At 44.5% G+C, this 25,496-nt stretch carries 10 protein-coding genes; 1 reads left to right on the top strand and 9 read right to left on the bottom strand.

The window, feature by feature from the left end; translation table 11 throughout:
- Positions 1-27 precede the first annotated feature (27 nt).
- From EJ063_RS00125 to EJ063_RS00085, 9 genes are all read right to left on the bottom strand, one after another.
- On the bottom strand, positions 28-2,064 hold the full coding sequence (locus EJ063_RS00125; protein WP_126571982.1) for an EAL domain-containing protein: 2,037 nt from the start codon (positions 2,062-2,064) through the stop codon (positions 28-30).
- 268 nt (positions 2,065-2,332) lie between these two features.
- Entirely contained in the window at positions 2,333-3,187 is an 855-nt protein-coding gene (locus tag EJ063_RS00120; RefSeq protein WP_126571981.1) for a mechanosensitive ion channel family protein, read from the bottom strand.
- Between the two features lie 51 nt (positions 3,188-3,238).
- Positions 3,239-4,153 carry an OmpA family protein gene (locus EJ063_RS00115; RefSeq protein ID WP_126571980.1) on the bottom strand — a complete coding sequence of 305 codons (915 nt, stop codon included), beginning with the start codon at positions 4,151-4,153 and terminating at the stop codon, positions 3,239-3,241.
- 9 nt (positions 4,154-4,162) lie between these two features.
- Positions 4,163-7,696 carry a hypothetical protein gene (locus EJ063_RS00110; RefSeq protein ID WP_208640343.1) on the bottom strand — a complete coding sequence of 1,178 codons (3,534 nt, stop codon included), beginning with the start codon at positions 7,694-7,696 and terminating at the stop codon, positions 4,163-4,165.
- Between the two features lie 24 nt (positions 7,697-7,720).
- Positions 7,721-18,715 (bottom strand): DUF11 domain-containing protein, encoded by a 10,995-nt coding sequence (locus EJ063_RS00105; protein WP_126571978.1) that lies wholly within the window; start codon positions 18,713-18,715, stop codon positions 7,721-7,723.
- A 263-nt stretch (positions 18,716-18,978) separates the two neighbouring features.
- On the bottom strand, positions 18,979-19,446 hold the full coding sequence (locus EJ063_RS00100) for a DM13 domain-containing protein (RefSeq protein ID WP_126571977.1): 468 nt from the start codon (positions 19,444-19,446) through the stop codon (positions 18,979-18,981).
- A gap of 247 nt (positions 19,447-19,693) precedes the next feature.
- Positions 19,694-21,136 (bottom strand): PepSY-associated TM helix domain-containing protein, encoded by a 1,443-nt coding sequence (locus EJ063_RS00095; protein ID WP_126571976.1) that lies wholly within the window; start codon positions 21,134-21,136, stop codon positions 19,694-19,696.
- 94 nt (positions 21,137-21,230) lie between these two features.
- Positions 21,231-21,599: a hypothetical protein gene (locus EJ063_RS00090; RefSeq protein ID WP_126571975.1), complete on the bottom strand. Its 369-nt coding sequence runs from the start codon at positions 21,597-21,599 to the stop codon at positions 21,231-21,233.
- 110 nt (positions 21,600-21,709) lie between these two features.
- Positions 21,710-22,093, bottom strand: coding sequence for a cytochrome b562 (locus EJ063_RS00085; RefSeq protein ID WP_126571974.1), 384 nt, complete (start codon positions 22,091-22,093; stop codon positions 21,710-21,712).
- A gap of 186 nt (positions 22,094-22,279) precedes the next feature.
- On the opposite strand from EJ063_RS00085, the gene EJ063_RS00080 reads away from it, so the two are divergent.
- Positions 22,280-25,156 carry an HD domain-containing phosphohydrolase gene (locus tag EJ063_RS00080; protein WP_126571973.1) on the top strand — a complete coding sequence of 959 codons (2,877 nt, stop codon included), beginning with the start codon at positions 22,280-22,282 and terminating at the stop codon, positions 25,154-25,156.
- The last annotated feature ends 340 nt before the right edge of the window (positions 25,157-25,496 follow it).

The following is a 25,496-nucleotide window of genomic DNA, read 5'->3' as shown; positions in this document are numbered from 1 at the left end:
CCGGCTAATGTAGCCGGGTTTCTTTGGTTAATGATGAGCTTTGTGCTCTAGCAATTGGCAAACGTCTGCAAAAGGCATCGGTTTGTAAAAGTAGTAACCTTGAATCAATCCTATCCCTTGGTCAGAAATGAACTTCAGCTCATCTTCATCCTCCACACCCTCGACAACGATGTCTGCACCGGTCAGCTTTACTAACTCACTGGTTAAACGAAACATTTCGCGCCCATAGCGATGTTTTAGGTTTACAACCAACGAACGGTCGATTTTTACCTTGTCATAGTCGTATTTGGACAAATAACCAATAGACGAATACCCAGAACCGAAGTCATCCAACGCTATCTTAATGCCCTTTTCACGCAGTTCAGTCAACACCTGCCAAGTGGTATGTTCATCTTGTATCAATAAGTCTTCGGTAATTTCCAACTCCACTTGATTAAATTGCATCGCACTTTCTTCGATCATTTCAATGACTGTCTTAGCGAAATCAGGGACGAGGAAGGTTTCTGTAGAGACATTAATCGAAACACGAAACGACGGATTACCCGCAAAGACCTTTACCTCTTTAAGCGCTTTCTTGATGACCCAAAGATCCAGTTCGGACGTTAAACCAAGTTTGGCAAAACTCGACAAAAATATAGGCGGTGTTATTGTCCCATCATTGGCTCTGTGGCGAATTAGCACCTCTAACGAGTTTATCTTGCCTTCTTTCACATCAACTTGTGGCTGATAGAAAAGAACGAATTCACCGTTCTGTTGAAGGCTACTGATCAAACGCTGCGCTTCTAAGTTGCTGGTCATTTGTGGTAACAGCCCAGCTGAGCGATTTGAACCTATTTGTTCATAATTAAAAAACTCATCAGACGATACTTTCGTAAATATCGCATTCGCGCCAATCACCCTATCCATCTGTCTAAAAAACGGCATATAAATCAGTATGCCAACCAGCAGAATCACTAGCTGTAAGATTGAGCCGCTAACGCTTTCACCAGTAGCAAAATAGCCACTAATAAACGCGGGGGTCATCCAACTCACGAATTGCGTTATCGGCTCAACCAGTCCAAACGAAGTAGCAAAATACGCCATACAGATCGCCACCAGCGGGGTGATCAAAAATGGAATGATCAAGACTGGGTTAAAAATAACCGGCAAGCCAAACAAGACTGGCTCATTGATGTTGAAGACGCTTAACACCAACGTTGCCAATGCCAACGTTCGATAACCTTTGTTACGAGTGAACAGTAGAATACACAGCACTAAACTTAGTGTGTTGCCCGCCCCGCCCATTCCAGCATAAATGTCATAAAAATTGCTGGTTAAAATAGGCATCGACTGCCCCATTTCTTGGTACAGAGTGAAGCTATTCTGTGTTAATTCGTAAAGCTCAGCTTTATAAGGTGAAAAGATAATATGTCCATTAATCCCAATGCTCCACAGCACATTTCTGAGTAGCTCATACCACAGCGCATCAAAAAGCGAATGCAATCCGATACTTGGTACTAAAGAAGATACGTTACTGCAAGACTCAAACCAACGACCAAGGAAGTGCCCTACCATGGTGTAAAACGACACCAGTAATAAGGTACATAGAATCAAGTTGATTGATTGGTCTACCACATTTGGCAGCTCACTTCGGACGAACATTCGACGACGTGTCATACAACGTACAGAAAAGCCAATCAGCAAAGGCGTTAAAATGGCCAATGGGTAGTTTGCTGGTAACACAGATCCAACATGCAATAGCCCCCATTCATTACTCAGAATAACGTATATGAGCAGTGACGGCGTGATAATGATGGTTTTCGACACTTTATGCAGTGACGCAATAAATAAGCCGTAGTAAACAAGCAACAGGATCGGAAAAAGTTTCCAAACAAGTGTGCTGATAAACGATAGATGCTCTGAAATAGCGTGTAAGTTAACTAAAGCAAACAGGTTTCCGATCAGCATGGTAAATGCGGACAACAACGAAACCGGAAGTAACATCACAAAGACATTACATAAGCCATTTAAGTAAACATTTTCCGAGAAGTATTGGAACAGTCGGTAAAGGGGTGGATTCTTCATTAAGGTTTAAATAAAGCCATATAATTCAAGTAACAAACGTGGCTAGTGCACACGACTGTTGCCGAAATCACAGCGCGTCCTTAATGAAATGCTTATATCCTTTAGCTGCGATGGAGTTGAGTGACTAAGCTCATATCGGCAATGTCGCGCAACATACTCTTTTTATAGGCAAAGTTCGAATCAGATTGATTGTCGTGGCGACAACCAATCTTTATCTATATTCGAGCAATGGGGCTTCATCACTTTATATAATTAAGCATGATGAAACTTACTTTGGTGCAGACTGTTCTTCTGGAAATGACGCTGAGTAGAGAGCCATAAAGTCAGAGCGAATTTCTTGTTCTAGGTGGGTTGCTTTGTCGGTTGGGCAAAACAGCATAAAGTGGACAACTTGCTCACCCGTTGCACCGCTTGTGATGTGGATGTGAGGCTCTGCACCTGGTAGATCAACACCTGCGTGCTTTTCAATCATGGCGTTATAACGCTTGGCAACTTCATTGAAGTAGTTGGTATGCTCGTCAATCTTCTCTAGCATTGTCGGCACCAGCGGAAACAAATTCACAAACTTAGGCACGATAATCGCAAAGTCATGGTAGACGTAACGCTTCATGAAATTGAGGTTCTTCACTGGGTAGGTAAAAAACATGCTATTAGGCAGTGTGGCTGTTTTACCGGTATAGTGGTACTGCCCGTGGTGCAAATCAATTTCTTGGATCACCGTCGCCATCATATTGTGTTCAATCACTTCGCCACAGATCTTGCCCACTTCAATCCAGTCACCGATTCGAAACGAACGAGAACTTGCACGCTGAATAGAGCCAGTGAAACAAAGGATGATTTCTTTCGAAGCCACGACGATCGCAACGGCGATGGCGGTAACAGAAAGCGCAAATTCGTTGATTTCTGATTGCCACAACACAAAGAGAAGAAGAACGGTTATCGCAAAGGTGCCGTTCTTTGTCCGTGACATCCAACTGCGCTGATCTTCTGACACAAAATCAACATCACCACGAATCAGTGACAGCACTATCCGGCGAACGATGGCAATCATAGTGATGATCAACACCGTAAAAACTAATTTGTGAGTTAGAAGAAAATCAATGACGACCTGTGCTTTCTCCACGCTCTGCTCCTGCTTAAAATGTGAAAAGGGGCTATGCGCCCCCTTATGGTGTTATTCGCTGCTACCCGTTTCTTCGGGCAGTTCTCCCTCTTTGAACACAACAAATGCTCGCCTATTCAATGCGTTTGCGTCCAAATCTTGTTCTTGTGTAATCGGGTTTAACTCTCCGAATGACTTAACTTCCCATACAAATTGGTTCGGGTCTAGTTTGGTCTGCAAATATTGCAGTACCGATTCGGCTCTTCGCTCTGCTAACGTTTCGTTGTAGCTGAGCGAACCTTGATAATCCGTGTGACCCGCTATAAGCACTCGCCCGTTCAACCCCTGTAGATTGTTAGCAAATTCATCCAAACTTTTCTCATCGATAGGCTTGAGCTCAGACTTGTCAAAATCAAAATGTGACGTCATCGCAACGTAGACTTTACGCTTAGGTTCTGGGGGCTCACAAAAGACATTCTCTTGCTGCGTTTGGGTTTGCTCAAACACAATATAAGCTCTACGGTTTTGCGCATTCGCTTGAACACTGGTGCCATCTGCAATCGGCTTAGATTCACCGTAATGTTTAATTTCCCAATCATAACGGCTTGGGTCAAGCTTAGACTGCATATAAGCTTTCACCGCTTCAGCACGCTTTAACGAGAGTTTGATGTTGTAATCATCGCTGCCTTGATAGTCCGTGTGACCAACAATCGCAATTTGACCATGCAATTTGCGGATACTGTCGATCAATCGGTCGATGCTGGCTTGATCTTCCACTTTTAGTACAGACTTATCAAAGCCAAAGTGTGACGCCACCGCTATGCGAATATCACGCTCTGGAACGATACACTCGCGAATAAGGAACTTCTCAACTTGAGGGTCACCAAATTTATCAATGTTTTCTTTGCTCACATAAGTATCAGTAGAACATGCTGACATACCTAACACTGTCGCTGTTACCGCCAATACTTTCACTGCTTTTCTCATTATGAACCTCTAGATTTTACCCACTAGGTTGATGAAGACACCTTTTGCGTCGTAATCATCGTCGTTAGCTAGATTGCCATCAAAGCCCGAGAAGTTATATCCGATACCCACCTTGAAGTTATCAGATAGGTGTTTATTCACGGACAACAATGCTCCATGTTCTAATTCATCATTGAGGGTATCTGTCTTCCAATGATATTCACCGGTGATATCCCACTCTTTAATCACATGATATGACGTGCTTAACCCATAGAGATTAATGTTACTTTCTACAATTTCATTGCTACCCGAAGCACGTTCGAAGGCTTCTTTCTTATCTTTGTGCGCGTACTTAGCCCCAACATCAACTTTGGCGTTTACCGAGTAAATACCTTCCACTTCGATGATGTGTGATTCTTCATCACTGTAGTCAACTTCTCTATCCAAGTTGTCTTTATCCGCAATGAAGGTGTAACGACTCAGTAAATTAAGGCGATCATTGTAAATTGGTCGATAGGCTAGACCACCCGTCGCTTCGACAAAGCGTTGCAACGTTTCATCGGTCTCTTTACTGATCGACTTTGAGTAATTGAATTTACCAAACAAAGTGTACTCTTCGGTCAGGTTTTGCGTGTATCGGTTGGTGGTTACAAACTGATCCACTCGACGACGATTTTCATCGACATTTTCGTTGCCTTTATCGACTCGATACTCGACCTTGTGTTTTAAGCTCACATCATCAATGTCAATGTTGGCCGTAAAGGTTGCCGCTCGACGCTCAGTGACTTCAAGCTTACTTGGATCAAGGTCGTTTTTCTTCTCGATTTCACCTTGCTGGTAACCAATGCCAAAATCGACATCGTCTGTCATGTCGTAGCCAAAACCAAACGAGTCAATGCGGCCTTTGCCATTGTTCTCATCAACAAACTGGTTCTCTTGGTAGAAGTCCACACTCGAGGTTAGATCGGCACGTTGACCAACGATGACATTGTTCTGTCCTTCGTAATTGTCATCCGTGTACGTCACGTAGGTGGTGTAACTGTCGGTAATGTCATAACTTGCGGTTGCTTCTGTCGCGTCACCACGGTCACCTGTGGTGTATTCCGCACCCAAAGTTAAATCTTCAAACACTCGGAATTCGGCACCGACAGAGACGCTATCGTTATCATCGTATTGATCGGTTTGATCGACAGTCGTTTGGCCCTTCACGTAAACGCTGTTATCAGAGTCCCAAATGTAGTCAGCTCTTAGGCCCGCTAGCGTACCCTTACCTTTTTCATTTTCACGGTTAAGCTCATCAACTTGTTTACCTGCTGCCGATACCTTAATGTGGTCCGTCACCTTAAACTGAGCTTCTAACTCTGCTTGCTGTGTATCGGTTTGCTTAGTGCCATCAAGCTCGGTCTCTTCCATCGAGGTGTAGCGTGTCGCAAAGCTCAATCGATCCGAGGCTTGTAGTCGTAACTCTGTACCATAGGAAAGCTGTTCTAAATCGTCACTTTGACTGGCGTAGCTGTATCCAGCGTCTTTTTCTTTATACCAACCTTTTAGGTCATTACCGACCGCACCAAAGATATTCGGAGCTATGTCGTATAAGTTCGCCACACCTTTAACTTGTATCGAGTCACCCTTACGCTCTTCTAAATCATTCCCGACCGGTGTGAAGGTTAAACCACCATCGAACGAGACAAAGTTGGAATCGGTTTGACGACCTTCACTTTGGGCAAATTCAGCTTTAATGTACGTGCCTTCGGTGGCTCGTAAAGTCAGGTCGGTACCCACAGACTCATAATCTTGGCCATCTCGCTCTTCGGTTGCGTAATTGGCGCCGATTCCGATGTAATCGTTCGCCCAACCTTTAATACGACCGCCGTAGGTCAACGAGTCTTTAATGTCAGAGCCTTGAGGGACATATTCATAATCAACCGCGAGGTAGTTTTCAAAACCATCGGTGGGTGTGTCATCAATAACAGAGCCAAAACTGTCTGAGATAATGTTGCTTAGCGGTCGAGTCAGGATGATTCGACCTTGGTATGGGTCAATCTCATAGTCTCGGCCTGATTGTAGTGGAACTTCTTGCTCGGAAATGCCTGAATCTTTGTTGACGACCTTAACGTAGACCTTGTCACTTCCCGGCACCACTTCACCGTGACGTAAGAAGTAAAGTGAACCACCGGTTCCTAAAAACTCATCGTGTGCAAAGGCAGAATCAGCCGAAGCAGCAAAGCCAACAACGTTTAGGCGGTCTTCACCAAATTTCGTCGTTGATCGAGTGCGATAGTCCCCTTTGAAACCATACAAGCTGCGGTTGAAATCGTTGTTGTCGGTTCCGGTTAAGCCCGTGTTGTAGTTACCCCATAGAACTCTTGATTTGTCATATTCAACATCGAGGTAGACTTTACCTTTAGTGTTAACGACTTTATGAATGTTGGCACCATCGCCATAATCACCGTAATAGAGCTCATCGTCGTCTTCTAAAATGTCGAAAACACTGGAATCATCGGCGGCAAATGGGTGTTTGAAGATGTCTTTGATTTGACCATCTTTACTATCAAAGTGTGTCGTTACTCGTAGTTTGTCGCCAAATTTACCTTGGCTGAAATACGCGATTCGGCCTTGGTTATAAACGTCGTCTTGGTACTGATCATTTACGCCCAATGCACCGGTATCGCCTGTCACTCGGTTCTTACCGATGTACATATCCGCGAGACCAGCTTGTGCATAATAGGTATCAGGAATACGAACATAGAGCTGATAGCGGCGTTCATCACCGTTATCGAAGATCACTTTTGTCGGGAACACATAAGCATCAGCCGGAAGGAATTGCTCTGCGTAGAGCTCACCGTCTTCAATATCAAATTCATCTTCGCCAATCACGACTTTATCGACACCTTTTAAGCCGGTACCCATAAATTTCGCTAAGCCAGAGTTAGTAGGGATATTGTGACGCATCAATTTTGCACGGCCAAAACTGCGTGAGAGTTCATCTTCACTGTCGTTTCGGTCGATGTCGACTTCTGAATTTGGGTTAACAAGATCCATCACACCGATCGTTGTGATGTCCATGTTGCCGTCTTTATCCCACGCTTTGAAACGGAACTGCAGTTGGTTGCCGGTGCTAAATTGATATTCGACATCCGTTGAGCCATCCCATTCAACATCAATATCATTGGCGACTTCACTGCCTTCGATGATTTTCAGCGGTTGTGATAAAGAGCGATCATTACCTCGATAAATCTCGATTTGGTAACGATCCATGTAGTAACTGTAATTGGAGCTAATGGTGAAGTTTACGCTGTCTGAAAGCTGCCCTTCTTCCACTTCCAATTCGTCACCCACACTGACATCTAAGACAGGTTCAAAACGGGTGATATCACGGCTGGCCCAAATAGCCCCTTCTTCTAAATAGATACGAGAACTGTCTTCTTGCTGGTGCAGTTCAACTTCAATGCCTGTGGTGTCGGTATCTAACTTCTCAAGCTGGCTTGTGTCTTTCGCTGCGACTAGAAGCGGTGTTGCCGCCGCTACCGCTAAAGCGATCTTGCTTAGTTTTAGAGTCTTCATTCGTTTCTTTAATCTTGGCATGAATTACTCTCCGTCAACCGCAACACTAAAGTTAAACTTAGTCAGCTTATTTGGTGAAATGCGTTGAACGCGAGGGTTTTCACTGATCACTTTCATTCCTGTTGGTAACGAGTCAGTGTCAACTTTGACCAAGAAGTTCTTCCCTTTTTTATCTAGCACCCATTGGTCTGGAACGTGATAACGTCCATATTGGTCCGTTTCAATCACGATACCTTCTACTGTGAGAAGCCTTACACCAGGTAGACCATCCTCATAGATGCCTTTGTTTTCGATGATGATTTCCCATAAGTAATGATCACCATCACGATATAAGTTACGTGTGACATCCAGGTTCTCGGCCGATAGCTCGTCCTTCTTATCTCCCACATAGTGAGTCTCGATATTGCCTTGACGATCAAAGTTCAAGCGCGTACCGGATTGAGTCACGACACTGAAGTTGAATGCTTTGTCAGTACGCGTTTCAAATTGGAAGATGACTTTATTGCTACTCGGTAGTGTCCTGTTGTGAGACAAACCAAACAGCTCATCAATTTCATACCCTTTAACTAGCACTGAGTCGACTGGCTGTACCTTTTTCAATTGATTCGAGCGTCGATCATGAGAGTAATTGTGTGTGTTGGCACTCTCTTCAACCTTCTCTTCAATGTGTTTGATGTCTTTTAGTCGTACCTCTTTGCCATCTCTAATAATCACTGTCGAGTCAGCGATGTAATCACGATTTGGCACGTTGGCGATGATCTCAATGTCAAACGCTGTCGCATCTGCTTGGAATCCATCGCCATTGTGATCTTCAAAAACCTTACCAATGATCGATGCTGTATCGAATACTTTGTCTGGCAATACCTCGACTGTCGCCGTCGCGGTATTCGACTTCTCTTGAAGCGCTCCTGCGGTTTGACCTTCTGGCGGTGACATTGCGACAGCGCTATTCACATACTTACCAAATGTCGCCCCTACCGTGACACGAAGTAAGTAACGGATACGCACTTTCTCAGTGATAGTTTGTTCGCTACCACCGTAAGCAAGCATATCGCCGACATTGAAAGTCAATGTGCTCGTGACTGCAGGGTCGTCTACTTTGATGACATCATCACCTGTATCAAACTCCCCATCTGGGCCGCTGTTCACAAGTTCTGTAGAACCTTCGACATACGCAAAGCCTGACGGGTAGCGGTCAACCAGTTTGACGTTCTTAAATTCAGATTCATTGTTGTTGTAGATAGTCACTTCGTACTCAATGACATCACCCACTTGTGCATCTGTTTTAAGCGCTTCTTTCGTTACCAGTAGATCGCCTTCGTTGTCAGCGAACTTCTTAACGTGAATCGTTACATCATCAGAAGCGGTTGTGCCTGTCGCCGGATCGGTAACAGTAAAGGTATTAGTGATATTGTCGTCTAATCCTTTGTTCAGCTGACCTGTAATGGTAATTTCGTAACCGTTCCCCATATACGGCAGCAGGTCTAAAGAGAGCCCGCCATCAGGCAGTAATAAGTCTTTGTCAGTAAACTCAGCTTTCACTTGTCCGGTAGGCCACTCTTCAATGTTCACTTTCCATGACGTGAACAATGAGTTGCCATTGGCACCGACTAGCTTGCTAATTTCATCCACCATTTCTACACCAGTAATGGTCGCAGAACCTTCGTTGCTTACCTTAAGTAGATAAGTCAGTTCTTGATCATCATTGGTGTATTCAGCGTTCTCACCTTTTGTAGTGGTTTTATCGATAGCAAAGCTCACCGCTTCTGGGGTAATCATAGCACTCACGGTTTCGATAGAGGCATTACGGCTGTCACGGCTACCTGAAGCGACATTCGCTGATTCATCGATTTTATGCGTGGTATGAATGATTTCGCCCATCGCTCTTGGATCTGTTGTACCAGTAATTGCAATTTCTACAATGTCGCCTGGCGCAATATCTCCGGCAATGTTGATATCATTATTTGCAGAAAGTGACCCGACATTGATGTTACTGCGTGGGTCTTGGCTCTTCGCTTCAATGACCCAGTCAGTAAAGGCATCGACCACTTCTCTATCGCCTGTCGAAAGGTCTGGCTTAGTCTGTACCTTCATGCGGGAAATGACACTGTTGATCACAACATCATTCGCAAAGCCTTTACTGTCATTGTGTAGCGTCACTCTAAACGTTGCAGGCTGACCCGCTTTATAGATCGGGTTATCCGCTTCTTCCGTAATAATGACGTTATCGGGTTCTGGCAGTAGGCTCGCAACCGCCGTCATACGCTGAGGGCGACCTAAGTTCACAGACATAGTCGCTTTGTTGTCGATTTGTCCAATAGCGTAACTATTCACCTTACCCGTAATGACTAGCTCTAAAACATCATTTGGTGCAAGGTTAACCACTGAATCCACTTCACGATTAGCGCCGCTAGGATCAGGAGAAATCGTTGTTAACTCGTTACCTTTGTTGACTTTAATCGTCCATGACTCAAACGCAGGCTCACGCACGCCGTTTACCGTTTCAACATCCATTGAATTCAACAGATCTTTCAACTCGATACCAGCCACAAAGCCTTCGTTCAGGTTAGAGAGAACAACGCGGAATGTCGCATCTTTGCCTGGCTCGTAAGTCATTTCAGTATCGGTTCCGCTTTCACCGACAAACTTTTCTAGCTTCAAGGAAACAGGACGATGCTTAATCACAGCTTGAACGACTTTTTGAGGCTGAGAATCAAAATCGACGGTTGCCACATTGACAATATCTGTCGTTGCATAACGGTTCACAATGCCATCAATCGTAAACGTTACCGTGCTAAGAGGTGCAATATCCGCCACCGTATCGATGTCAGGATTTTTGCCGCTAGGAGTAACACTTAAAGTCGAGCTGATATCACTCAATTCAGTTTTTATACTCCAAGCTTCAAATGCGGTCCCTTCCGTGCCATCCACCAACGTCACTTTCACATCAGACATAATGTCTTTAATCGTGACATCGTTGGCAAAACCTTCGCCTTCATTGGATACCGTTACAACAAACTGGGCAGTCTCACCGGCTTGATAAAACTCCCTATCTGCCGTTTTCGTTACCGTGACTTCGGCTGGCTTAGGCTTAATGACCGCAGATACTTCCAGGTCCTTACCATCAAACTCCACTTTTGCGGTGTTATTAATATCGCTGATTGCACGTTCATCCACTTCACCCTGAATGGTAAATACGATGGTATCGTTCGGTGCGAGATCAATGGTGTTGTTAATGTCGGTGTTCCAACTCATGGTTGATGAGTCTACGCTCGTCATCGGGTCGTTGGCTTTGTAAGAGTACGTCCAACGGCTGAATGCTGGGTTGTCAGCCCCATCAACGGTGTCGACTCGAATTGTGGAAATTAAGTCTTGCAGCTTAATATCGTTTGCAAATGCCACATCTTGGTTCTCGATAGCAATTTCGAAACCATTAATAGATCCCGGTGTGTAGAATTCTTCAATTGGTGTCTTGGTGACTTTCAAAGAAGGAACAAGTGGAACACTGACCGCATCATCGCTGATGGATTTGTCGTCATAGTCAATAGAAACGGTATTGACCACATCACCAATAATTTCAGGCTTCAATGTTCCCTTAATTGTTACGGTCACGATGTCTTCCGGAGCAATATCGATGGTATTGTCGATGTAGTCTCCTGATAGCGATGGCAGCGTCGTTGTCCCTTTGTCTGACGTTGCACTGATCGTAATAGAACCAGGCTCGAACACTGAAATCGTGCTGCCGTATATACTCTCCGCACTGATACGGTCAACAAAATCTTGTACTTTGACGTCCGTTGCCCAAACACGTTGAGTGTTCGTTAATACAATCGTGTAGGTCAGTTCATCTCTGGCTGCGTATACGTCTTTGTCTACCGTTTTGGAGACTAATACTTCTGCATCAATAGGAAGATAAGTCGCACTGTCAGTTTGATCACTCATGTTATCAGCGGTCACCACAACAGTGTTGGTGATCTCACCGATGATATTGCTGTTTACTGTGCCTTCAAGGTGAAGTTGAATTTGAGAGCCAGGCGCTAGGTTGTAAACCCCTTTGAAGCTTTCTGCGCTGTCAAAATCGGTTTGAGATACCGTAAACGAGTTACTCGAACCAGAATCAACGATTGAAATGGAACTCTTAGATGCATCCCATTTCTCAAACACTTGGCCGGGTAAGAAACTGTTAACAACATCCGCTTTAAGACTTTTAACTAAGTCTCGAATTTCTACATTCTGCACGTAACCTACGCCAGTATTCTCAACCACAATATCGAAGCCAATTGAGTCACCAGGAGCGTATAGCGCAGGTGAAATCGAAGCGTCTTTCGTCACCGTAAGCTCACCCTGCTCTGGGTAGATGAAGTGTTCCTTTAGATCGAATTGCTTTCTATCAACGTAGAGCGTGTTACCAAACTTGCCGACGGCATCGTCACGAACTTTACCCACCACATCGATTTTCAGAACGGTTGGCTCTGTCGCTGCAGCTCCCAACTTAACTAACGCATTAATATCGCCAGAGCTTTGGATTGCACTTGCATCATTGTGCGTTGCGCCAATGTTTCCAACAAATTGCGCAGTCGTAGTCCACGATTGTAACGCGGTTTGCATGCTGCCATCCGCCGTTTCCACCATAAATTTCGAAATTTCATCCAGTACCGTTACGTCAGCGTTTGAGTCTGATTTATTCGCAATATACATGGTGTAGCGAACTTCACCTCCCGGCACATATGTTGGTGTATCGGTCGTTTTCGATGCAAGAATTTCAGCATCACCCTGCCCAAGTACCACATCATTGGAGTCAACATTATCGACCTTAGCGATGTTGGTAATCGTGCCCGTTGCATCACCATCTACCGTACCAGATAGACCAAACACCACTTTATCGCCCGGCATCAAGTCAATTTTTGCGTCTAACGGTTTAGCACCTTGGTAGCTTCCCGATATGTCAAAGCGCTCCGCTGGCGGCTGTTCTAGCACTGTTGTTGATACGCTGCTAAATGCCTTCACTCCCGTTGAGGTCACAATTGAATTCAACTTATCAACAACAGGAATGTCGTTTGCAATGCCTTCACCGGTATTTTCAATGGTAATGGTGTAGTTTACTTGCCCACTTGGGTTGTACTCACAACCAGCACCCGTATTCGATGGGAAGCTACAAGTGTTACTGTCAGCGGTAGTGTTTGTAACCAGTTTCTCGAATACTAAGTTAGGCGCAACAGGAGGAATTTCAGGCGTATTAACGTTCTTACCACCAGCACTCGCTTTGTTTGCGTCAATGTCGCCAAGCGCATCATCACGAATGGTGCCTTTGATGGTAAATTGAATCTCTTCCTTAGGTGCAATATCCGTTAGTACATCAAGATCACTACTAGCATCATAAGTTTCTAGATAGGTATCTACACTTGAATTTAGCCCTTGAGAAATCGTGTCGGCAATTGAGAACACACTAAACGCCTGCTCTTCTGCTCCACCTAGGACTTCTACGTGAATGTCTGACACGATATCTCTAATGCGAGTTTGATCTGTCCAAACTTTGGCATTGTTGTTCACATCTAATTGATAGATGACCTCTTCACCAGGCTTATAAGTGTCGCCACTAGAATATGGTCGACCGCCAATAGAAATGATTCGTTTTGCTACTTTAAGATCTTGCGTTTCTGGCTTTATCGTTGATTTCTGGAACACTGAGCCATTGTAGAATGGTTTTGCGATCACATTTTCTAAAGCATCATGGCGAATCTTGGTTTCAATCACAAAATCGATCCAACCACCTGCTGCAATGGAAAGTACGGGAATATCAATATCGATATTGGATCCACCAACAAACGATCCGACACTCGTTACTAGTTCTGGCGATTGAGTGACCGTTACGTTCCACCCAAACTCTTCAAAAACAGGGCCGGTTTGATCGTTCGCTTCACTCGCTGCTTCTTGTGCAAGTCGACTCTTAATCTTAGAGAACTCTTCTTTCAACGAAGCCGCATACTCAGTACCCTTACCCTTATTTTCAAGACGTAAGTGGTAAACCACTCGCTGGCCTTCTGTCGAAGGATCGAAGTTATAAGTCGTTTTTTGTGTCGCGAACGTGTTGTCGGTAAATGCTTTATGCGTTTTCTTCAGGTCAACCGCGAGCATGTCTGAACGTTCTGAGTCGAGAGTGTGCTTACCATCAACCCTCGCGCTGTTGCGAATTGGACCCACTGCTTTTTCTGATACTTTCGCAGTGATGGTGTATTTTACGAACGTGCCACCATCAGCAAAGCTGTTACCTGCGAGATCAAAATCTGTATCAATACTACTGTTGTCAGCGAACGTGCCTCCATTTGAAAGGCCACTTGAATCTACATCTGATTTGATGGTCCATGAATCAAACGCCTGCCCTGTTGTTCCATCAAAGTAATCGGTTGTAATGCCTTTGATATCATCGACGATAGGGACATTTTTCAGGTGAACATTATTTTTGTTCTCCAACAAAATTTCGTAAACAATGTAGCCGCCAGGGGTATAGCCACTCGACAATTCGGTTGTGCCATCTTGGTCGAGGTACTTAATTACGTGCTTCGAGAACGCATATTTTTCTGTATCAGCCTTAGACTCTGCACTCACGGTATCGCCATCAACTTTCAACAAGTTAACAATGTCACCCACGGCTTTTTCGTTGACTGTCGCTGTTACCTTGTAGTCGATGGTCTCACCGGCAGGAACGGAAATGTGCGTCTTGATATCTTCGTTATCTTTGATTGTACCGTCTAGGTCGACTTCCGCGTGCGGGTTACCCCCCGTCACCGTCGGCTCAATCGTCCACCCGATCGGGAAAGCAGGACCTTTTGTTCCATCGATCAGGTCAATTTCAATAATCGATAAGCTGTCTTCAATCGGAATATCGTAAGCATTGCCTTTACCATCATTCGTCACTGTTAAGTGGTAAGTTAAAGGCTCATTCGGTTGGTAGTTTTTCTGATCAACTGTTTTCTTGAAGACTAGATGGTAATCGTATGGCTCCACGGTAATGCCACCAATAGTGATGTCACCAGTAGCATCGCCACGCACAATGCCTTCGACGGTATAAAGGACATGATCTTCGCCAGCAACATCGATCATCGTATCGATATTCTTATCATCTTCGACAACACCATCTAAGGTGCCGTCAGTTGTACCATCACCACCGTTGCTGTCTTCTTTTTCCACTGCAACGCTAAATTTGTCATTAAACGGGTTAGCTTGTGTGCCATCTAATAGAAGTACCTCTACCCCTTTAATGTCTTCAAATACGCGATGGTTGTTGAAATAGCCTCGTTGGGAAGAGACTTTGATTTGATACGTCAACTTATCGCCTGGCGCATAGAAACGATTTGGAACACCATTGACCAGCAGTGTGCGCGTAACATCACCACCACTGTCAACACGCTCCATCTCATGGTGAGATACGTGCGATTGCTCCGTAACGAGTTTGTAGTCACGGAAGATATAAGCATCATTCGCAATCACTCGCTTAAAGCCACCAGATAGGTTAGACCCAATAACGTTATCTTTGATCTTCGCTTTGATTTTGAATGTACGAGTCTGCCCCGCATCAAGAGTAAAGCTCGTGTTATCCGCGCCTTCTGGATAGATCAAATCTTTGGTTGTCTGCCCTTGCCAACCAGCGCCATCGGCATAATCGAACTCCCAGTATTCGAAAGGCGATTGCTCTTGGAAGTCAGCGTATTGGTTGTTTTTTTCGTTTGCTAGAACTGAACGAATCTCAGTAAGTGGATCAACCAGCTTTAAGTTGGTCGCATCATTTTCACTGTTGTTCTGCAGTGTGATGAAGTAGGTCACCTCTTCACCAGGAACAAAGCGAGATTTATCGGCAGTTTTTAGAATAGAAACGTTGAGTTTTGAATCACCCCCATCTCCAATCTCAGCCGTCGCAGATTGATCAAGGTTATTGATCGGATCGTGGATTTCTACCGTGTTTGAGATCTCTTCTTCAGCATAATCATTACGCACTAAACCTCGGATCGTGTAGGTCACCGAACCCATGCCATCAGAGGTTTGTGGGTCGATATCAATGCGAGTATTGATGTTGCCGTTATCCGGGTAGTTTTCTTTCTTATCAGCATAACTTCCCGTTTTATAGGTCGTATTGTTGCTGTCTGTTGAGGATTTGATCGTCCATTCAGAAAACGCATTCATGCCTGCAATATCATCCGTCACACGAACTTCATTGGCATAACCCGCGCCTCGGTTATACACGGTTACATCAAACTCTACCCACTGACCTGGAACAAATTCATTTTCCTTGGACGTTTTCACCACCACCACATTGGGCGCTTTCGGGTGCACTCGAACAGTATCAGACGCACCAGATTGGGAATCAGAGTCAGGCGTTTCTACCGACACTGTGTTATCGAAGCGCTTGTAGATAATTTCATTGCTTACTGAGCGATCAATTTGTGCTGTGATCGTATAAATGACTTCTACGTTTGGTGCGATTTGCGCCGTAAGATCGATGTCTTTGTTATCTTCATAAAGACCAACATCGGTGTAAGTGCCATTGCCGTCTAATAGAGGATTATCTGAACGAATTTCTGAGCTAATCGTCCATGAGGAGAACACCTTTTTGCTGGCGCTATCGGGTTCTAAAAGGCCAGCAGTAATAGAAGAGATCGGGTCCGTTACCTTCACATTTGTTGCATAGCCGTTAGACTTCGCGTTTTTTAGGTGAATCTGATAGGTCACCTGGTTATCGAGTTTTGAGTAGCTAGCATCTTCGTCAACAAAACCGCCAGACGTCCCTACTTTGGCCGTTTTATTAACTTGAATGGTGAAATCACGAGGATCGGAGCCTCGATCGGCATACACTGATCCATCAACGGTGACACTATTTTGTATATGACCATTAGCATGAGGTTTCGTTTTTGCCGCAATGGTATAAATCACATAAGAGTGAGGTTCAATGGTCGCTTCTACATCCAAGATCGCTGGGCTGTCCAATGAACCGGTGATACCCGTATCCGTAGCGGTTGCAGCGCTGCCATCTTGGTGAAAGGCTTCCGCTGTAATGCTCCAACTATCAAAAGCTTTAATGACATTACCGTAAATATCCGTGGTTTCGACCAGCGTCAAGTCATCGATCACCTGAACTTGGTTCGCGAAACCATCACCATCATTGTCAACACGAATTGTATACGTCAGTACATCACCAGAAGAGTAATAACGACTGTCGACGTCTTTACTAGCACGCAGGTTATCTTCCGGCATCTGCACACCAGAGCCCTCTTCTGTGACATTATCAGAACACGCTGGGTTATCATCGAGGATCAACCCAACGCTTGAATCGTTCACCTCTGCTGTTAGCTTGTAGGTCACTGATTTTCCGGGCGCAATATCAGGTGACACTGTCACAGCCGAAGTACTCCAAGAACCATAGCTGTACTGACCATGATCGGTGCCTAAACTGTCCTCGGCACTACTTGGTTCAAGTTTCCAACGTTTAAACGCTTGGCCTTGGCCTGCACCACCCGCTTGCTCTGTTTGCACACACGTTAAGTCATCAACAACTTGAAGGTTATTGGCGAAATACTTAGAGGATGTATTCGAGACTTTGATTTCATACTCGACGGTATTACCCGGGATATACTGAGATTCCTTGGTGGTTTTCTCTATTTGTATCTCAGAGTCACCGACATTCAGCGTTCGCTCTGCTTCAAAGCTCCCGCTGATTTGCGCATCTTTTATAAGTCCGCCAGCAGTATCGAATACCCCTGCGTTAGCCCCTTGAACCGTACCGATCGCAACAGGTGAAATCGTTGCCTTAATTTCATATGAAATCGTTTCGCCGGGAAAGAGAGAGATTTCATCGTCAAAAACGATATCAGACTGCGGGCCAGCATCGTTAAACTTTGACAGAGATTTCGCCCCCAAATCGGTCACTTCAATGGTCCATGAGCCAAATGGGTTACCCGTTACGTCTGTGCTGTTGTGAGCTGGTTTTAAATCGTTACCAAGGCCTAAATTAGAAAGCAATTGGGAAATGTTTTGCTTCACATGGTAGCTATGAGCAATACCTGATCCGCTATTTGAGACTTCGACATTAAATGTACGTTGAGAACTGACTAGGTATGGATTTGATGAACTGATGCTGTGTTCAATGTCTAACACAGGTTGGGCAGGAGGAGTCGTCAGCTCTACACTGTTTACATCGCCATCTTTGGTATGGGCGACCGCAGATGTAATGATGTCGCCAACGGCTTGCTCAGAGACTACCGTAGTGATGGTGTATATCAACTTGCCACCGACAGCTATCGACGCGTTCTCTACACTAAGGTCGCCTGATTTAGAAAAATCACCGACATCACTTCCGCTGCCGCGTTTTTCTGCCGAAATATCTACCGAACTAAATGGTGAGATCAACGATCCGGCAGTACTTTCTACTTCTAGCGAAGCAAAAGGCTGATCAAGTTTAAGCCCTTGAACCTTGTAGCTGCCGGTATTCACCACTTCAACGGTGTAAGTGAGTGAAGTGCCGACTGCATATTCAGATTGGTCAACACTGACAGAAACTGTGTATTCGTAAGGGACCGGATTAAGCGTGCTTTTCGAACTTGGTGCAAATTGCTCTAAGCTACCATCACCATCGATATCCGCCTTAACCAGTGTTTCACCTAATTCAAGAACGCCTGTCGCTTCATCACTGACTTGGGCTTGGACCAAATATTCAAGTTTACCGTAGGCGAACAAACGGCCATTTTTTACGTCAAGATTGCTATCGCTTGACGAAAAAGAACCTGGATTAGAGCCCCAACTGTTACTAGGTGAAATATTTAGTCCGCTAAAGGCTTTGACTTGTCCAGACTCCCCAGACGTTGTCGTATCCCATACAGGATCACTTACTTCAACATTATTGAATGTTTTTGCTGTGGTATTTTTTATCGTGATGAGATAGTCAATTGTTTGACCGTTCTCGTAATCAGCGGTTGTTGGAGAGACCGTAACCTCGATGTCTGCAGCAAGTACCTGAAATGAAACTAACATCAGGAGGAACCAGCAAAGAGTTACGGTTTTTGAAATAATCGCTTTTAGCACAGCAAAAAGTCCTATATCACAATTGTTGTTGTCGCTGAATATCATTATTTTGTATGCGGTTAACAACGGTTGAGCAAGCCGAGCATTATTAGTTTGAGGACTAATAAATTGTCATTGTGTTGTCAGAAAATGTCTATTTATTGAAAAATACCATTAATAATCAGCTTCTATTAAGAAGCTATTCATAAACATCATACTTTTCCTACAAAATTCTACTTGTAACGAGCTGATGTTATAAACTGGCCAAATGTTTCACACCAAACAATAACCGTATTGTACTCATCGACATCAAAGCCTTGTGGTAAGTTGACCGTGAAGCGGTCAAAGCTCTTTACCTCTCCTACCCGAATCATCTGCTCTTTGTAAGCATTAAAGTCCGCTTCGGTCTCGATAAATGTCGGCGAGAAGTAGAGCTTGTAATCTGGCCCTGGCGCCAATTCACCCACGAAGGCAACCTGATCATTGCTAATAGAGACAGACCCTTCACCCCAGTGCAAAAAATCACTGTCTTGACGGTCTTTTTGAAAACTCGCGGTATACAGCGCGTTATTCGTCACTGTTTGGACGTCATCCATTGATGGAGAGGTAGGCTGAATGAGCACAGGAAGTGCATAAATTCCAAGAGCAAAACCCGCAGCAAGACAACCTAGATGAGTTAGAAGAAGAACAATCCTTTTCATGCCAATCCCTTCACTTAAAGTCATTGCAATTAAATGTATACGACTTTCATTGAAATATCAGCATTTTATCTTGTCGTTATTGGTATCAATGTCTGTTTTTTTGCCCTAGCACGACTATTCCCTTGTCACTGAGCTTAATTCCTTAGCTAGCAAGGCTCTGAGTGGTTTAAAAACGTCCACTCCACCTCATCAAATAGACGGTGAAGAACCCACTTCACCGCCCACATTATTTGTCGAAGAGTCGTAACTATGACAGGTACTCTTTTAGCTTCGGACTTCGCTTAACAATGAGTAAGTCAACCAGCATACAGGCAATTACCGCAACTCCAGCCAGTGGAAACAGCAAGCACAGCATCACCACGGTAGCGAGACCAACTCTCCATATTCCGTCTTGCTCAAATCGTGGAGGAACGCCCAAATTGTTTGGTCTCCGTACCCACCACATCCAAAATCCGGTTAGCGAAATCGCTATAAAAGTAAGACAAAACAACACGTTTAACCACTTATTCAACGCACTTAGATCTCCTTGGTGGAGCGAGACACCAGCAGCCATTGCCTTAGCGATAAGACTGTAGTCACTCCATGTCACTTCCATTAAAGTGTCACCACTGTACTGATCAATGTGAACCGTTCTATCTTGCCTTGGATCGGTCACATCGCCAGCCATTGAGTTGGCCGCGATAGTGTAAACGCCCGTATCAGATCGAGGTAAGAAAATTCGGTACTGAGGCAAGTTGAGGCTATTCGCATACTCAGCAATCTTATCCAGACCCACTCCCTGTTCTGAAGCACTATATTCACTCTGATGCGATATTTCGTGGCCATGATGACTAGACTCTGGCACTGGAGCCAATTCTAAGTTCCACGGCAGTTCTTCTTCTGAGCTGTGATTTAAGTCCTTATGGAGTGACTGAGGCTTCTCACCCCATGTGTAATAGGTGGGAAAGGTGTTCCACCCTTGCACCATTTTACCTCCCCATATTCCCGCCCAAGCAAGGCCAGAGAGTAAAAACAACAGCAGCACAATAGATAACCCACCGCCAAGATTTGCGTGAAGGTCTCTCATTAACACTCTTGTCGAGTGAAAACGTATTTTAAAGAAACCCGCGCGGGAAGCATTGTCTCTTGGGAGCCAGAGGTAAACACCTGTTACAAGGAGCAAAATCGATAGGCTCGCGGACATTTCAATTAAATAATCCCCCCATTTTCCTACTAATAGAGTGCCATGAATATCATTGGCAAGCTGATACCAACTTTCACTTCTATCTATCGTACCCAAAACATCAGCGGTATAAGGATTGACCGTTACGAATTGAGAGTTGCCATCCGGGCCTATTACATTGAAGCGACTCACACTGCTCTCGTCCTGCGCCACAATAACCTGAGTGACTGCAGAATCGGGGTAAGCGATTGAAACCGCTGATAGCTGTGTCGATAGAGGGAGTTTTTCCGCTTGCGGTTCGACATAGAGAATATCTTGATACTTTAACGCTTCAATCTCGTCATCGAACAGCATTACTATTCCCGTAATACTGAGCATGAGCATGAATGGTATAACGAACAAACCTGCATAGAAGTGCCAACGCCAAACGAGAAAGTAACGTGCTTTTCGTTTTTCTGTACCTGCAGTCTGCATTTTCGATGCACGTGCATCGCCCTTAGGTCGAGTCTTTGATTGACTACCCAACATTTTATTTTCCTTTTTGAGCATACAGCTTTGCCTCAAGGCCAGTGAAGCGATTGAGGATGCTGAAAAAACTTTACTTTGGCTTTTAGCCTAATTGTTATGAGTTGTAGTGCTTAGTAAAGATGCTAGGAGGAGCACGAGGGATAGCCGTAAAGGACCGAACACTTAGAGCCAAATAAGTGTATTGTCCCCATTCCGCTAAGCCGCTTTTTCGCGTGTTGGTGGGTGTTGGAATTGAATCGTGGTGAAAACTAGAAAAATGGCTAAATGGACAAGGTTTACTATGCTGAGTTTCAGGCTTGCCTTCCTCAACCTGAACAAGTTCAAATCCATTGATGGTACAGAGTGTTGCCCATACCCCAGCGTTAGCACCATGAGCATTAATGACGGGCATCAAGGTCACAAGCACCCAACTTAGGGCACTTGCAACTAGCATTGTTCTGGTGAAACTTGATCCGTTAAACATTATTGCTCTCTATCATTTGAGCGCAAATATATAACCAAATCACAACAAGCTCAGCCACTAAGCGTCAGAAATCTAACCGAGATCATGCTGTTTTATAAAACCAAGCTTATTTAGCCGAAGAGTTTGCTCCAAATGCTCGGATTACGCTTGTCGTGGTACTCCACACGAAGGTCATCGACTTTTCTAAGTTCCTCTTTCGCCGCTTGCATGTCACCACTTTCAAGTTCGACTTCAACCGCGTCCAACGCAAGTGAGAGCTGATTGAATCCTTCTAGATAAAGATCACTCTTTTCTGGCGGGTAGACCCCTGTCTTCGATTGCTCTACAAGTTCAGACAGATTCGTTACTGCCGCTTTCATCTGTTCAATCTCTTCAGACTGAGCAGCTTGTTTAAACTCAAACTTCATCTGTTTCATTGTCGCTTTCAGATCAAAATCTGCGGCGAAAGTCGTCGCTGAAAATACGAGTGCAGCAAAAGGAATCAGTTTTTTCATTTTATTATTTTCCATTTTCAAGGGGCGAAAAGTGTACTCAATTTCCTGGCTTTGTTGGGAAATAAATTTGTTTCAAGTTATATCGCCTCGCGCCAGGTTCGAAACTATGAACATGCCGGGCGGCATACTTTGCACTATTTCAAAAATACTCAATACTTAATGAATCACTTTGACATTAGGTGGCTTGTGAGCAAACAAAGATATCCATTAAGTCTTCATATCACTAGCTTATTTATGGTTCTGACTGCCTTGGTCGGGGCCGTACTCATTGCAATTAGCTACCAACATGCTCAACAGCTCCTCACAGGCAGTGCTAAAGAGCTCAGCAACGAGAACAGCCGAAAACTAGAGTCAGTATTCCAAGTGAAAACGGGACCGATCTTAACCACGCTTGATTTCATGGCGGTGAGTGATGCGATCAAAACTCATCGCTTTAACGACGCCACGAGAAAACTCCTTAACCCTTTGCAAATAATTTTTGAACACAATCCTGGTGTTGTCGCCCTTTACTACGCCAACACACAAGGTGATCTCACTGTGATTAGGCCACTAAGAAACAACACCGATAGAGTCCAGTTTAATGCCCCAGACAAAGCGACCATTATGATCAATCAGACATCGCTTTCAGGACTCAACCGCTTTCGATACCTTGATGGAAATTTTGAACAAGTGGGAAAGAAAGAGCTCAACGACAATACCTTTGATCCCCGAGGTCGGCCCTGGTTTGTCAACACCACCAAAGATGGCACCATCAGACTGACGGAACCCTACTATTTCTATTTTTTAAAAACCTATGGCGTCACCCTCTCTAGGCGTTCACCCAATGGCGATTATGTGGTCGGCGCCGATTTCACGTTAAGCTCCTTGTCTGAGCAGGTTTCTAAGCTTGGCTACTCTAACAACACAAAGTTGATGCTCTTTGATCATCAGTTCAAGTTACTCGCTCACCATAATGTCCCAGTACAGAAAGCAGAAGAAGAGCAACCCGTCACGCCAATCAATGGTCCGTACATCTTCAGTCCATTCATCGGAAAAAGTGCCACTCAGACTCTCTATGAGACGATCGAGAGTGATGGGCAAAGTTGGTCAATTACCCTCACACCAGTCAATCTAAACAAGCAAACTCGCCTTCTTTTAGCTGAAGCTACGCCTCAGGACGACTTACTTGCCTCGCTACTTTCTATGCGAGACAAGCAAGTGAAGGTCGCGATGAGTATGTTAGCGATGAGTTTTGTTATTGTGTGGTTTGTAGCGCAGCGTTTAGCACGACCACTCAATGCTTTGATGGCACAAACTGAAAACATTTCCCGGTTCAACTTTAAGAAGACTCGTTATAACAAGAGTGTGATTCGCGAAGTCGCTAACTTAACCAAATCAATAGAACTGATGGAACATACACTCTATGACCTTCTCCGCTTGTTAAGAGACACCGCCCAAAATCAAGACTTTTGCGTTCTCGCGAAAACTCTCGCTCACCAAACTTACCTAGTCACGAAGGCGGAAACCATTCACTTTTACACTTGGGATGAGCAAAGCGAGAAGTTTGTCTGTGCAGCCAACCATGCCATTATTCCGTTCAAAATTGATATTAACGAAATCATCGCCCATACCGCGTGGGTACATACCCAGTTGGAAAAAGGCGACCTTGTCCACCTCAACTTCAATGACAACGCATTGGCGAATTATCGTGACAAACTCTACAACTCAGATCTTTATCTGTTTCCTCTCCACAATCGCGAACACCAACTGGTTGGTTTGCAGCTTATTGGCTATGAACGTGCCATCACAGAGCAGCAACAAGATAAGCACGCCTTTCTGCAAGAGCTACTGAGCTTTGGTGCAATCGCGAAAGAGAACATTGACCGCATAGAGCAACAAAAAGAGATGCTCAATGCCTTTGTCGAATTGATCGCGTCAGCCATTGACACAAAATCTCCTTATACTGGAAGTCACTGTCAGCGAGTCCCTGAGTTAACTAAGATGATGGCAAAAGTAGCCCATGATGATGACTGCTTCTTTCCTGAATTTTCGCTAAACAAAGAACAATGGGAAGCGCTTCACCTAGCGTCTTGGCTCCATGACTGCGGGAAAGTCACCACACCTGAGTATGTCATCGATAAGGCGACTAAATTGGAAACCATTTATGATCGCATTCACGAAGTTCGCATGCGCTTTGAGCTCCTGAAATCTGACGCGGTAATGAATTACTGGAAAGCCATTGCTGAAGGTGAAGATGATGCACAGCTTAAAGACGCATTAGACAATAAACTGGCTCAACTCGATGCCGATTTCGAGTTTATCGCTCAGTGCAATATTGGCGGGGAATCGATGAGTGAACAAGATAAGGAAAGACTTGTCGCTATTAGTCAATATCAATGGACTCGGACTTTGGACGATCAATTGGGCGTCTCTTGGATTGAGCAAGAGAGGGCGGGTAAAAAAAGTCCTCTACCAACAGCCGAATATCTACTCAGTGACAAAGCAGTGCATCAAATAAAGTGGCCTGACAATGATCGCCCTCAAGATATTTGGCAAGACACCTATACTCTCAAGCCGAGTAAGTTTAAATACAATCGTGGTGAGCTTTACAACCTGATGATCAGCCGCGGAACGCTAAACAACGAGGAGCGATTCATTATCAATGACCACATCATCCAAACTCAAATGATGCTCAATACGTTGCCTTATCCAAAACATCTTCAATCGATTCCGGAAATTGCCGGAGGACATCACGAAAGACTCGATGGTCAAGGTTATCCAAGAGGATTGTATGAGGAACAACTGTCCGTTCCCGCACGAATCATGGCCATCGCTGATATTTTTGAAGCGTTAACATCCAGCGATCGACCGTACAAAAAAGCCAAATCTCTCAAAGAATCCATCTCCATCATGACCGAAATGGCCACTAGCGGCCATATTGACCCCAAGCTCTATTTACTGTTTTTACAAAGCGAACTAGATCAAGAGTATGCGAAGATGTTTCTAGCAAGTGCACAGATTATTGATTTCGACCGAGAGGCACATATCCGCAAAGTCAAAACCTTCTTAAAATCAAAATTCTAAGCCACCCACCAACTGAGTAATAACTCTAGGCATTTCGAACGGTCACTGCATGCCTTCCAACTCGAACTTTCAATGACTTAGCGTTAGATGAAGTCAATATTTAATCGATTGCCCTCTCAAAGGTTGATGTATGTCAAAGAGTCATAGACAATACGCTGCCAACTGAGTATTAGAACCTGTTTTTCAGTATCGAATCACTGGGCTCAGAGATGAATACGCTTTTTTGGTTTTGCCTATTAGTTTGATAGGCAGTAGCAGTTTTATTATTTGAGGAATGGTTGTTAGGGTTAGCTTCCTCCATGAGTGAATATCCTAGACACACGCTAACTACCTCGTTTTT

The organism is Vibrio aquaticus (assembly GCF_003970385.1).
Classification (GTDB): Bacteria; Pseudomonadota; Gammaproteobacteria; order Enterobacterales; family Vibrionaceae; genus Vibrio; species Vibrio aquaticus.
Note: the sequence above shows the minus strand (reverse complement) of the source record. Positions and strands in the feature narration are given on the sequence as shown.